This window comes from Acinetobacter tjernbergiae DSM 14971 = CIP 107465 (genome assembly GCF_000374425.1).
Classification (GTDB): domain Bacteria; phylum Pseudomonadota; class Gammaproteobacteria; order Pseudomonadales; family Moraxellaceae; genus Acinetobacter; species Acinetobacter tjernbergiae.
Map to the genome: position 1 here is coordinate 134,142 of NZ_KB894360.1, position 12,516 is coordinate 146,657.

Sequence of the window (12,516 nt, forward strand, 5' to 3'; positions counted from 1 at the left end):
AGAATAACAATTATCATTATCAGCTGTTTGTTTAATACAACTTATCAAGCTAAAAAATACTAATCCGATCACCCAATCAGCGGATAAATTAAAATAAAACTAATACAAACAGCAGCTTAAAAACATACAGAACTGTTTTTATATAATAGATATTGACCACCTAAATCCTTTTCTGTAACGTCATATCGGCAATACACATTATAAATAATTTAGAATAATAAAGGATAAAACATGGATCATTTAAGTTCAACAACGTCTGAAAAAACAGCTTGTGTAGACTGTTCTACTGACCCGATAGAATCATTAAAAGCGATGTTTGTAGATATGGTACAGGCTGGGCGTATTGCGAAAGGTCAATGCCCTGCTATGCGTCCTGTATTTCTAAAACCTCATGGCGTTGCTGCGGCTGAATTTATTATCCGTAATGATCTGCCTGAGAATCTACGTGTTGGGATATTTACAAATTTAGGCAAAAGCTACCCCACTTGGATTCGTTTTTCATCAGATACCACACCGACACGAACAGATTATAAATCTACACTCGGTATTGGAATTAAATTATTTGATGTTGAGGGCGAGAAACTACTAGGTAATCCTGATTCAGATACCTTCGATTTTATCCTACAGAACTTTGATGCATTCTTTGTCGACACAGCAAAAGACATGTGTGAATTCACCAAAGCTGGTGTTGTTGATGGCGATTATGACCCATATCTGAAAGCCCATCCGAAGACTTCTGAACTACTTGATGCGATGGCAAAACCTGTCGCAAGTGTATTAGTTTCTCCTTATTGGAGTGGTTTACCTTTCCACTTTGGTGATCACCAATATGTCAAATATAAACTCGAACCAACGTTCTATCTTGACCCGCCTACTCACTCCCCAAATGATCCGTCCTACCTTGCAACTGATCTCAGCTCAAGATTAAAAAATGCTGAAGCACGTTTTCGATTTATGATTCAGCTGAGAACTAATCCTGAACGAATGCCTTTAGATGAAGCAACTGTGGTTTGGCCAGAAGATCTCAGTCCACCTATTCACGTTGCCGATATTGTCATCCCTATTCAAGATATTGTTGCTCGTGGTCAAGCAGAATATGGCGAAAACTTATCAATGAATATCTGGCGTGTAACAGCTGCACATGCACCTGTTGGTTCTATCGCTGATGCACGTCGTGTTGTTTATGCTGCTTCCGCAGAATTACGTCGCAATGTAAATGGCGTGCCATTAGGTGAACCCGATACCCCTCGCCCATTAATCTCGACGGCGAATGCTGTCGATACACAAATTGTTCGTGCTGCAATTCATCCCGCGATCGGAATCGCTCGTGTGGGTGATAGTCTTAATGAATTCTTTATAGGTCCAGAAGTTGTCGATGCTCCAGCAGATCCGACTCAACAACCGAATTTTTATCGTGATGCAACAGGTGCGATCAAAAGACAAGCCGCTCGCTTCCGCCTATATGGTTACAATGCTGCGGGTGAAGTTGTTCGAGAACTAAACCCTGATAATGCCGACATTGTTTGGACAGTACATGTTGCTAACCGCAAAGCCGAATGGTATCAGTTCCAATATGCACTCGATATCCCTGAAGCCGTGAATGCACCTGACAATGCTTTTACCTTACGCAATCCCAAAGTTAAGAATCGTAAAACATTGGCAATTGACCCAGGTCCACGGAGTATTTTTGGTCGTAGTGTCGCTGGTGGTGCTGAACATCGTTTTGATACAGGTACATTTCAAGCCGCTGCTGCTCAAGCAGTCACTGTACCGCTAGGAGAAATTCAAACCGATGAAAATGGTCGCTTATTATTTCTCGGAGGACATGGTAAAGCAGCCTCACCAACAGGTGCGCCTGTGTATGATCCAGAAAACCCACCCAGTTTTAACAATGCAAATGATTGGTATGATGACACTTCTGACGGCCCAGTAACCGCAAGCGTTGCCATTGATGGTATTGCGATTCCAGTGGAGTCGGCTTGGGTCGTTGTTGCTCCACCCAATTATGCACCTGACGTTATAAGTTGGAGAACAATGTATGACTTGATGTGCAATGTGTATGTGAATGCTGGTTGGATGAACATGCCTGAATCTCCTTCTTTCACTCAAGATATTTTACCTCTGCTTCAACGTCTTGGTGGTTTGCAATGGGTGAACAAAGGTTTCTCAGCTTATTTTGGTAAAGGCTGCCCAATGGATTTCACCAATCCATCTCTGCTTGCGAAATTATCGTATAAACCTGAGCAACCAACTGATTTAGACCCTTATGGTGAACTACGTCGCGCGATTTTCCATAGCTTCCGACCATCAAAACCTGCTGTTGCTGAACCAGTCACATGGCCTCATATTTGGCCTTGGATCTATGGTGATGCGTTTGGAAGCTTCTCTGAAAATGGCACGGGTAACATGCTCACCATGACAGGTTTACAAGAAGCCTTATTACAACACTGGGTCAATGGTCAATTTATCAATGATTGGTCAACTGAAATCACTACGCCACCTACATCAATTGATCAAGTCCCATTAAAACAACAACCGAGTATGCTTGATCAAGCTGCTCTACATTATTGTTTAGCTGATACCTTCCACCCTGGTTGTGAAATGACTTGGCCAATGCGTCACGCCAGTATGTATAGCTCGCCTTTCCGTATTCGCTTACGTCCAAGTTCCGAACCTGAGCCAAATTATGGCTCAACAATGACACCAATTAAAGTACAACAAGTAGATGGTCCATTGTATGCTCAAAGCGCAGGAAGTATTACCAGATGGATGGCGATTCCATGGCAAGGTGATACCGCGTTCTGTCGTTCGGGCTATGATCCCGACTTTGACCCATACTTACCAACATTTTGGGCAGCACGTGTTCCTAACCATGTACTGACAGAGCAAGACTATCAAAAGGTCATTAATCTTGATTTACCGAGAGAAGAACGTATCGCAGCATTTAATCAACGTCTGAACTGGCTTCGTGCCATTAAAGATGCAAATACCGCAGAAGTCATGATGCGGATGATTGCTCATTTTAATGAACTCGGCATTGTAGAAGTCCGCCCTGGCATCAAAGATGATCCAGATATTCCTGAATACATCTATGTTGAAACGTTGATTGCAGGACAACTCAAAACCGCAGCGGAAAATGCAACGAACTTATTACAAAATATAGCTCGCCCACTCACAGAACTTGAGAAAGCGGGATGGGCAGATCAAGAACAGTTGTTGGCTTTCCGTTCTGTTCGTGTACAGAAACGCTAAAATGGGAACGCTCAATATTGATGTGTGCATAGCAGGTAGTGGCCCTGCTGGCACCATTGCGGCAAGGCAACTTGCACAAGCGGGTCTATCAGTGATGCTGATTGATAGACCTGCACATAAAACACATAAATTTGGTGAGACATTGCCTAGTGCGGCAATTCGTCTACTCAATAAACTAGGGCTTTTTTCTCTGACAGGGCAATTACAAACCGCAAGTCATAGCAATGTTAGCCACTCAGAGCGTGTCGGTGGCAATATGACTTTTTGGGGAAGTAATATTCTATCGACAACAGATTCTATTCATGATCCTTATGGCTTCGGACTAAGGATTGATCGGAAACATTTTGATGAATTATTAAGAAAAGAAGCCTTAGCACAAGGGACTATATTATATCCCTCAGATGTCATCGCTTTAGCAAAAAATAACGAATCTTGGCTGATTGAACTTGAAGATGGGAAAATGATTCAAGCAAAATGGGTCGTGGATGCAACGGGTCGTAGTGCAAAATTAATTCGTCTACTTGGCATTCAACGTCATCGAGGTGTTCCATTGGTTGCATTGTATCGAACCTGCACACCTGAGAAAAATCTAAAACTCAATCGAACAATTATCTCTGCAAGCCAACATGGTTGGATCTATGCAGGTAAAATTAATGATCATCAATGGGTTGTTGGTTATCACACTACCCCTAAAACAGCCACTCAGTTTCATCATGATGCAAAACAATGGCAACAAATCATTCGTAATAATGTAGGGTTATACAACTTATTGGGTAATTTTGAGTTTGGTAAAGATGTTTTCTCACATGATGTTCGTAGTAGTTGGTTAGAGCAACCTATGGGTCAAGGTTGGGTTGCTTGTGGGGATGCATTACTTGCATTTGACCCTATTGCTGGACAAGGCTTATTTAATGCAATTTACACAGGGATGAAAGCAGCTGAGACCATATTGTCATCAACGGAATATACACATCATCGCGCTGACTATTTAACAGAGATTAATCAGATTATAAAGACCTATGAAAATCGTCGCTATTTGCTCTATAAACAGGAGCAAAGATGGTCAGAAAATCCTTTTTGGCAAGCACATCAGACGATTACAAAGACAACTTAATCAATAGAATTGCTATCAATAGGTCAGTTTTAGCGACCTAAGATCTAAGGCAAGCTTTTGTCGACTATTCATCATATATGGATCACTTTTATACCGATTTCACATCCAATAAGCTTGAATAATTGCATTATTTTCAAGATTTTTTGTTAAGTAGTTGATCAATCAATTCATTAATTTTTGTCTCCGTACTTCGCCATTTATTCAATGCTAAACCACCATTGCCCTTTAATCGAAAAGAAGCTTCTGAAACTTGACGTCCATTTTGTAGTAAATTGAATTGGGCTGAAACCATATAAGGAGCAAAGTCCCATGAGCGCAGGGCCGTATAATGTAGCGTCGTTTGACATAAACTTAAATTATCATTTTCTTGATATGTTCTAGCTTCAATCCCATAACGAGAAAAACTACGCTCAACAATTCCATTAAAATCTTTGATGACTACTTTCGGATTATTCACGATACATACTTGCCGAATAGACTCGGGATGAAATTCAGAAGTATTATTAATCTGAATTGATGTACAACCTGTAATCGCAAACCCCTGTAATACGATATTTTTTATTTTAACCAATAAAGCAGCTGATCTCTGTAAATAAGAATATTTCACTTTGTGAATAAAAGCGACTTAAAAAACAAACATCTAAGTACAACTTGTATTATCACTCTGATTTTGATGTACTAATAGCTGAAGGATAGTCGAATGATGAACATGAGCAGATCGATAAAGTGCATCATTGATCTGAGCGTTGTATTTGCAGCAAGGAGTTAACACATGTCATATCTTACGCAATCGCTACGCTATAGTCTGTTGTTCGTACTTTCCCCAATTTTTATCAGTATAAATGGCTGCTCTAATAATCTTCAACCAACTCAAATAGTGACTCAGGCACATCAACTGCCCTACCCCCAAATTGATCATGAATTAGGTGAAAAACTACAACCTAATGAAGAAATTCTAGCGAAACAAATAGCAGATCATATTGGACAAGCGATTCGTACACAATATACATCAGGCAATGTTCTACGAGATGCTCACCCTAAAGCGCATGGCTGCGTTCGTGCCGAATTTCATGTATCAAAATCATTGCCTAAAAACTTAGCCAAAGGAATTTTTGTTCCTGATAAAACCTATTCCGCATGGATTCGTTTCTCTAATGCTTCAGGAGATGCAACCCAAGCTGATGACAAAAAAGATGCGCGTGGTATGGCGATCAAAATTTTAGGTGTATCGGGTAAAAAGATTTTGGAAAATGATGATCAAGCAATGACCCAAGATTTTATTATGATCAACCACCCTGTATTTTTTGTGGATGAACCTCATCGCTATTTAGCTTTTATCGAAGATATGAATAGTAAAAGTACACTTAAAAAATTACATGTTCCTTTTGCATTAGGTTTTCAAGGAACAATAAATGCATTGAGAGCAAGTAACTCAAAAATCTCTAATCCACTACAAGCACGATATTGGTCAATGGTTCCTTATCAATTAGGACTAGGTGCTGATCGTCAAGCTGTAAAATATTCTGCAAGACCTTGCTCTTCCCATTTAGATCAAATACCGAATAAACCAAGCCCAAATTTCTTAAGAGAAGCTCTACAAAATACGCTAAATAAAAATGATGCATGTATGGAATTTCTAATACAACCGAGAACATCAAATAAAATGCTCATTGAAGACTCTATGACTGAATGGCAAGAAACCCAAGCACCATTTTATCAGGTTGCAACTATTCATATACCTCAGCAGATTTTTGACACACCTGAGCAGAATCAATTTTGTGAAAATCTTTCATTTACCCCTTGGCATTCTCTTCCTGAACATAGACCTCTCGGCGCGATAAACAGGTTGCGTAAGGTGATTTACGAAAACATTAGTCTGATCAGACATGAAATGAATTCTGCTCCAAGGAAAGAGCCTCAATAGTGGAAGTCTCTTACTATTTCAGCACACATCAATGTTTCACTTATTGGATTCAGTTCAAAAAAGTTGAATATACAATCGAATTTAATCCTTACATTTAATTTTCATATATGAAGCTTTTGTACTTACGGGGATCACCATCCCAGCATTGTAAACATTCATATTATTAATGATATTGTTGTTGCCATCTAATTCATCAAAACCTTTACCCTTGCATAGTTCATCTGCTTTTTTAAGAAGCTTTGTTCTCATTGCTTTACTAGAACCAAATGCATTACTTTGAGTATTGATTTGATATACACCAGACCCAAAATCATGTGACTTTCTAATTGATTCTGCACTAGAGAGAGCTGGGAAGATGTGGGAAGTAATGGGATGAAGCGGGATGAAATGATTGAAGCGTAAGAGTTTCAGGATTTTTTTTGTTGGGTAAAGCTAGATCATGGCTTTACCCTTTTTTCTGCACTAAATTATTTGAATTTGGCGGCGGCGGATTTTTTTAATTATTATTTTGCACTAGCGTGGGAGGACGTAGAAGCAGTTCTTAGACAAGTTTCAAGAAAATCCTTTATTCCTGTATTGTCTTTACCATAGACATCCATTTCAATTTTTACCCCATAGATTTCAACCTTTAAAGATGTTCGTTGTGTTTGTAAATCCTCTGCATTTTTGTTGAAGAAACTGACAATATTTGAATCAGGCATATTAAGCGGCACTCCTTATTAAATTTTTAATCGAAAGTTCTAATGCTTCTACGTTTGAAGCGCCGTCAATATACAGCGTGTAAATAGCTATAATCAATAAAGTTTTCTTATCAGGCGACATAATATGTCGCTGAACAGACAGTTCATTCTCTACTAAGTAAATCGCTGTATTTAATAGTTTTTTATCAATTTTTTGTTTTTCAGTATCAATAAGTGCCGTGTAAAGCATAGTAATAAATTCAGCTTTTGGTTCAGGCTTCATTGTCTTGTGTTGGTCATTAAGCGCCTGTTCTGTTGTCTCAAATGCCTGCTGTAGCTTGTCTTTATCAATTGCCGTGGTAATCGTTAGACCTTCTGTTTCAACTCTGCTAGAGCCTGAATCACTTACGACTTGATTGGTGACTGTGCGACCTGTAAAGGGTTCACCAATGCCATTCTGAACCCATTGCTCATTTGCGCCTGTTGCTGCTGCAATCTTTTGAGCTACAGAACTATGCATTGTTGCATTGCCTTTGTTGAATATTCCGAATGCAGTAGATCGGGAAAGCCCTACTCTACCACTCCAACTATAAAGTGATTCCCCTTTTCCTCTCTGCATTTCACTATGCATCATAAGGAAGTACATCCGCTTTTGAATATCTGTCATTTCATGTTCGTAATTAAATTCCTTAAATTGCGAACACTCTGCAAAATTAAATTCAGAATAACGAACAATTATATCTTCTTTATTTTCAATCATTTGCTAGAAACACCCTTAAATTTGTTCGTAAATTAAATTACGAACTATTTACAACGAACTAATTACGAATTAATCTAGCGTTAGATTCGACAAACGTTGATTCTAACGATTTAAAAAAATGCCATTTTTGGCAGGTTAAGGAGTTCTTATGGGTGCAATCACACAAAACCCAAGCGAACAAATTTGGGACAGATACTCGATTAAAGCTGCAATTTGCCGTAAGGGCGGCAGTCTTGCAGCTTTAGCGAGAGTTCACCAAATGCCTGAATCTTCTATTCGCAGCGCGTTGATTAAACCGAGTTTAGAAGCAGAGCGTGTTATCTCTAATTTTCTTGAAAAGCCTTTATTTGAGCTATTTCCAGAGCGTTGGACTACTGATAACAAGCGTATTTATCCACGTTACAACAAGAGTGAATGTAAATGAAAGCGTACTACAGCATTACTGATTTACAAGCACTTGAATTGGTTGGTTTACCCACTACTCGTAGAGGGTTAGAAAAATACGTCTTAAACAAGCAATTCAAGTATAGAGAAGTTCCAAGTCGAGGGAAAGGAGGTTTAAGAAAGGAATACGAACTAAATGATGAATTAACTCAGTTAGTCGTGCTTAAACAAATGAAAAGCGAACTACACAACATGGTTAATTACGAACAACCTTTAGAGATTGCTGTTGTTCAAAATTTACCAAATGCGAATGATCTAATGGAATGGCAACGCGAAGTTGCAGAAAACCGTTTATTCGTAGTGCGTTATATTCAAAACAGTGTCACTTCAGGAATTAAGAAAACTAAAGCAGTTGAGTCATTTATTTCTCAAGCTGTGGCAAAAACTTTACCTGAAGAAATGCTTATTGCAGTTCGTAAAGCAAATGCAAAAGCAGGTGAAGATCGTACTGTTAGCCGTCGTTCAGTTTTCGACTGGATCGGTGCTGTTGATGATGCTGAAAAGCATAAGCTTAATTTATTGAGTGTTTTAGCACCGAAACAACGAGCGACAACCCTACCAGCTTGGGCAAGTGCCCTGTTAAAAGTTTGGGGACAACCACAAAAACCAACTTTAACCGCTGCACTGGAACTGCTTCCTAGTTATTTAGATAGCAATATCGAATGCCCTAGCTATGCACAAGCTTATCGTTTCTTGAATGAGAAGATGGGCAATGTTGAAGTTCAAAAAGGTCGGATGGGTGCGCGTGAATTAAAGAATATCAAAGGCTTTATTCGTCGTGATACTTCTGATTTGTTCGCTACAGATGTTTATACGGCAGATGGTCATTGTTTTGATGCTGAAATCGCTCACCCAATACATGGTAAGCCTTTTAGACCTGAGATCACATCAATTATTGATGTAGCAACACGTCGTATTGTGGGCTGGTCTATTGATCTATCGGAAAACCGTTGGGCTGTTCTTGATGCAATCCGAATGAGTGCGACCGAATGTGGAATACCAGCAATTTTCTATGTTGATAATGGTTCGGGTTATAAAAATGACCTATTAAAAGGACGGACAAACGGTATTTTAAGCCGTTTAAACGTAACGGTTAGTCATGCATTGCCATATAACTCTCAAGCAAAGGGTTTGATTGAACGTAGCCATCAAACCCTTTGGGTGAAAGCAGCTAAAAACTTGCCAACGTATATCGGCAAAGATATGGATGCTGAAGCGAGTAATAAGACACATAAATTGACTCGTGGTGAAATCATCAAATTTGGGCAAGCTAAGTCATTAATGGCTTGGACTGACTTTGTAAAATATGCAGAAAGCGTTGTCGAAGCTTATAACCATAAGCCACATAGCAGTTTAAAGCGTTTCACTGACCCTGTGACGATGAAATCACGTCACATGACCCCGTTAGAAATGTGGGGCATATCGTTAGATCAGGAACACCCTATTGATCGTGTTGATGATTGGGATGTTGAAAATTTCTTTAGACCAACAGTCGAACGCAAAGTTCGTCGTTGTGAAATCGAATTGTTTAGCAACCGATATTTTCATCGTGACCTTGAGCAGTATCACGATGAGTTGGTACAGGTTGGCTATGACATTCATTGTGCTGAAAAAATTACAGTACGTGACATAGATGGGCGTCTGATTTGTGTCGCAATTTGGAACGACAACAAGCGTGATTATTTCCCTAAAACTGTGATGGAAAAAGCGCGTGAACAACGTGCATCAGGTCGATTACGTCGTCTTGCTGTCAAACAAGCTGAAGCAGTTGCAGAACTCAATCCTCAACGTGTTATCGAACATTTGGAACAACAAACAGTGATTACGTTCCCTACTCGTCGTGATCATTCTTCTCTATTAGCTGAATTGAATGCTTTACCAGCTCAAAAGGAAAAACAGATTTTTGATGTGAAATATGTGATTCCAAGTAATCAAACCAAGAATGAAATTTCGCATTCAAATGATGAAAAAGTGATGCGCTGGGTTGAGATCGACCAAGCGATTTTAAATCGTGAAGATATTTCAGAGGAGGATAAAAAATACTGGAAGAACTTCCAGTTGTCGAAAGCCTTTGGGCGCTTACGTGAAGATGATAAGCAGTTGCAACAGCACCTAGAAAATACTGAGCAACTGCGCTTATCAAATGGTCTCTAGTCTTGTTGACGCAAAACTAATTTAAACGAACTTAAAAAGGATGAATTACATGATTAATTCTGTCAATGGTGGAATCGCAGATATTCGTAACATAGCTCAATGCTATGACGCTGTAATGCGAACTTTACAACGCAATCCAAACTTAGCTGGGCTTGCATGTTTCTATGGTCCTTCAGGATTTGGAAAGTCATTTGCCGCGAATTATGTAGCGAATATCTATTCTGAGCTGGATGAGAAACACCAAAAACGTTTTAAACAAAACTTATTTAGAGCAATTATTGAGTTTATTTAACGTTACTTTAATTGAATTAGTGACTTACAAACCACTGAAATGCACGGACTCATGTAATTCACCAGTCAATACAGAGCAACTTAGATTTAAAGTCAAATTGAGACTTCAAAGCCCTGTTTTGGCTGATACGGAATGCATCATAAAAAACTATTTACCCGCTTTTATTCGATATGATTTGGAGTTTGTATAATGGAACGAATTGCGACAGTGAATGCCCGCGCAAACGTAAACGGTGCGGGTAAAACTGGATTTCATGCTAACGATGATTTATCGGGTCAAGATGCAACATACTTGTCTCCACGCTGGTTAAATGCGTTTCAAGAAGAATTATGCAATATCATTGAAATGAATGGGGTCGCGCTCGATCCAAACAGCCGCAAACAGCTATATGATGTTATTGCAACAAATGAAACCGTAATGGCTTTAGCTGAAGCAATGGAAAATAGAATCCATAATTTAGAGTTAATTAGTGCAACAAAATCAGCGCTTGATCAAGCTGTAAGCTATTTACTCTCAAATATTGCACAGCATAAAAATGGTGCTAACCCTCACCCTCAATACCTATTAGCGACAACATTTAGCGATCATTTACTTATGACCGCAAATTTAAATACAGCGACTAGTGATACTCATCGAGTCTTTGGTTGGGACGGTGAATCTGGTGATAGAAGTATTTTTGATAAAAGTATCCGCTGGTGGAATTGGCACGATGAAGAAGTGACATTTAAGCCTTGGCGGTCATACGGAACGTTTCTGTTATCAATATTTTGTCAGCCCGAAGGTAAAGCTTGGCTAACTGTAAGGACTTATTCAAAAGACGATATCTTGTTAAGTGATAATGAAATTTGGCACGAGGAAAGCACTAGTTATGCTCAAGACGTGAAACATGTTTTTCAGCTAGAAAAAGGCGGCTATGCAAAAATAAGACTATGGGGTCAACCTTGGAATGATGCGTATGCATTTTTTAAAGGTTCAATCTATGTTGAAGATCGGGCTAAGAGCTTTATGCCTGTTGGCTATACATCGAGAGTTGATGCAGCGAACTTTAATGAAAATTCGACTCAGTCAAATAATAACGATTATTCACCGTTCCCCGCATTCGAATGGTTCTATTACAATGCTGATACTGATCAATATTTACAGTTAAGCTCGATTAGCACACTTGAAGCACCTGTTAACAAAGTACCTCATTTCCACAGAAAATCACTGGCTTTGATTAATACGGATTTATGGGTAGTTGTAGAAGTAGGAACACAAACACTTTCTGACAACTATACCGCTGTTTCACAGCAAATTTTACGAGCTGGTACAGATGGTAATGGCATCGCTATTACTCAAATACCATTGTCGATGCGTAACGTTAATACACCGAACAATGAAACAGTAGTATATAAAGTTGCTTATTATTCTTCAGAGCAAACACAAAGCTTAGGTACAATGCCAGTTGGGTCATTAGGTGGTATCAATACTATTTATTGTAGAAGTTAATCTGATTAAAGCCATGCAATGCATGGCTTATTTAAGTGGTAAGTGCAAAATAATATATAAAATTCTAGTGCAAAATTAAAAATGAATTAGTGCAAAATTGCGCGAAAACTTACACTAGTATGTTAATTAACCCGAATCCTGTTTAAGCCACTGATTCCATAATTTGAATTTTTGGCTTATTTCGTTGGGTTAATTGATATGCACATAACGATGCATAAATCCCACTTAGAAATCCATGAATACTACGTGCCTTACTCGTCACTAAATTGTATTGTCCTTTCAATAAGCTAAATAACGTTTCTATCTTATTACGTTGTTTTAAGTGATATTCATCTTGTGCACAGAGTTGAACAGTCCGCATGTTCTTTCGATGATACGTAATTAAATCAATACCTTGATTCTTTAACT

The 12,516-nt window shown here is 38.9% G+C and carries 11 protein-coding genes and 1 pseudogene; 8 read left to right on the top strand and 4 right to left on the bottom strand.

Annotated features, from left to right (window positions below):
- Positions 1-231: 231 nt before the first annotated feature.
- Positions 232-3,252 carry a LodA/GoxA family CTQ-dependent oxidase gene (locus C502_RS0107945; protein WP_018678306.1) on the top strand — a complete coding sequence of 1,007 codons (3,021 nt, stop codon included), beginning with the start codon at positions 232-234 and terminating at the stop codon, positions 3,250-3,252.
- Between the two features lies 1 nt (position 3,253).
- Complete coding sequence (locus tag C502_RS0107950; protein ID WP_018678307.1) at positions 3,254-4,366, top strand: tryptophan 7-halogenase; 1,113 nt, start codon at positions 3,254-3,256, stop codon at positions 4,364-4,366.
- A gap of 133 nt (positions 4,367-4,499) precedes the next feature.
- Here the strand turns inward: C502_RS0107950 and C502_RS0107955 are convergent, their stop codons facing one another.
- Positions 4,500-4,928 (bottom strand): Sbal_3080 family lipoprotein, encoded by a 429-nt coding sequence (locus C502_RS0107955; RefSeq protein ID WP_026315767.1) that lies wholly within the window; start codon positions 4,926-4,928, stop codon positions 4,500-4,502.
- Positions 4,929-5,138: 210 nt separating this feature from the next.
- Here C502_RS0107955 and C502_RS0107960 point away from each other — a divergent pair, with 210 nt between their 5' ends.
- Positions 5,139-6,290 (top strand): catalase family protein, encoded by a 1,152-nt coding sequence (locus C502_RS0107960; RefSeq protein WP_018678309.1) that lies wholly within the window; start codon positions 5,139-5,141, stop codon positions 6,288-6,290.
- A 503-nt stretch (positions 6,291-6,793) separates the two neighbouring features.
- Here the strand turns inward: C502_RS0107960 and C502_RS0107970 are convergent.
- Complete coding sequence (locus tag C502_RS0107970) at positions 6,794-6,991, bottom strand: hypothetical protein (protein ID WP_018678311.1); 198 nt, start codon at positions 6,989-6,991, stop codon at positions 6,794-6,796.
- 1 nt (position 6,992) lies between these two features.
- Positions 6,993-7,730 carry a hypothetical protein gene (locus C502_RS0107975; protein WP_018678312.1) on the bottom strand — a complete coding sequence of 246 codons (738 nt, stop codon included), beginning with the start codon at positions 7,728-7,730 and terminating at the stop codon, positions 6,993-6,995.
- Positions 7,731-7,878: 148 nt separating this feature from the next.
- Between C502_RS0107975 and C502_RS0107980 the strand changes: the two genes are divergently transcribed.
- The 5 genes and pseudogenes from C502_RS0107980 (at position 7,879) to C502_RS18610 (ending at position 12,108) form a co-directional block, all read left to right on the top strand.
- Positions 7,879-8,154: a helix-turn-helix domain-containing protein gene (locus C502_RS0107980; protein WP_018678313.1), complete on the top strand. Its 276-nt coding sequence runs from the start codon at positions 7,879-7,881 to the stop codon at positions 8,152-8,154.
- Positions 8,151-10,328, top strand: a complete 2,178-nt coding sequence (locus C502_RS0107985) for a Mu transposase C-terminal domain-containing protein (protein ID WP_018678314.1) — start codon at positions 8,151-8,153, stop codon at positions 10,326-10,328. The genes C502_RS0107980 and C502_RS0107985 overlap by 4 nt, the downstream gene beginning before the upstream one ends.
- Before the next feature lie 49 nt (positions 10,329-10,377).
- A complete protein-coding gene (locus C502_RS0107990) occupies positions 10,378-10,620 on the top strand; it encodes a P-loop NTPase family protein (protein WP_018678315.1) in 243 nt (80 codons plus the stop codon).
- A pseudogene (locus tag C502_RS19480) lies at positions 10,556-10,810 on the top strand (hypothetical protein); the annotation flags it as partial. The gene C502_RS0107990 and the pseudogene C502_RS19480, both read left to right, overlap by 65 nt.
- The gene (locus tag C502_RS18610) at positions 10,810-12,108 is read left to right on the top strand and encodes a hypothetical protein (RefSeq protein ID WP_018678316.1); all 1,299 of its coding nucleotides are present in this window, start codon (positions 10,810-10,812) and stop codon (positions 12,106-12,108) included. The pseudogene C502_RS19480 and the gene C502_RS18610, both read left to right, overlap by 1 nt.
- Before the next feature lie 142 nt (positions 12,109-12,250).
- Here the strand turns inward: C502_RS18610 and C502_RS0108005 are convergent.
- On the bottom strand, positions 12,251-12,516 hold a 266-nt coding region (locus C502_RS0108005), incomplete at its 5' end, for a transposase (protein ID WP_018677050.1).

Excerpts from the sequence above, each read along its gene's own strand:
- C502_RS0107945 (WP_018678306.1), top strand. The coding sequence starts at position 232 with ATGGATCATTTAAGTTCAACAACGTCTGAAAAAACAGCTTGTGTAGAC.
- C502_RS0107950 (WP_018678307.1), top strand. The coding sequence starts at position 3,254 with ATGGGAACGCTCAATATTGATGTGTGCATAGCAGGTAGTGGCCCTGCT.
- C502_RS0107960 (WP_018678309.1), top strand. The coding sequence starts at position 5,139 with ATGTCATATCTTACGCAATCGCTACGCTATAGTCTGTTGTTCGTACTT.
- C502_RS0107970 (WP_018678311.1), bottom strand. The coding sequence starts at position 6,991 with ATGCCTGATTCAAATATTGTCAGTTTCTTCAACAAAAATGCAGAGGAT.
- C502_RS0107975 (WP_018678312.1), bottom strand. The coding sequence starts at position 7,730 with ATGATTGAAAATAAAGAAGATATAATTGTTCGTTATTCTGAATTTAAT.
- C502_RS0107980 (WP_018678313.1), top strand. The coding sequence starts at position 7,879 with ATGGGTGCAATCACACAAAACCCAAGCGAACAAATTTGGGACAGATAC.
- C502_RS0107985 (WP_018678314.1), top strand. The coding sequence starts at position 8,151 with ATGAAAGCGTACTACAGCATTACTGATTTACAAGCACTTGAATTGGTT.
- C502_RS0107990 (WP_018678315.1), top strand. The coding sequence starts at position 10,378 with ATGATTAATTCTGTCAATGGTGGAATCGCAGATATTCGTAACATAGCT.
- C502_RS18610 (WP_018678316.1), top strand. The coding sequence starts at position 10,810 with ATGGAACGAATTGCGACAGTGAATGCCCGCGCAAACGTAAACGGTGCG.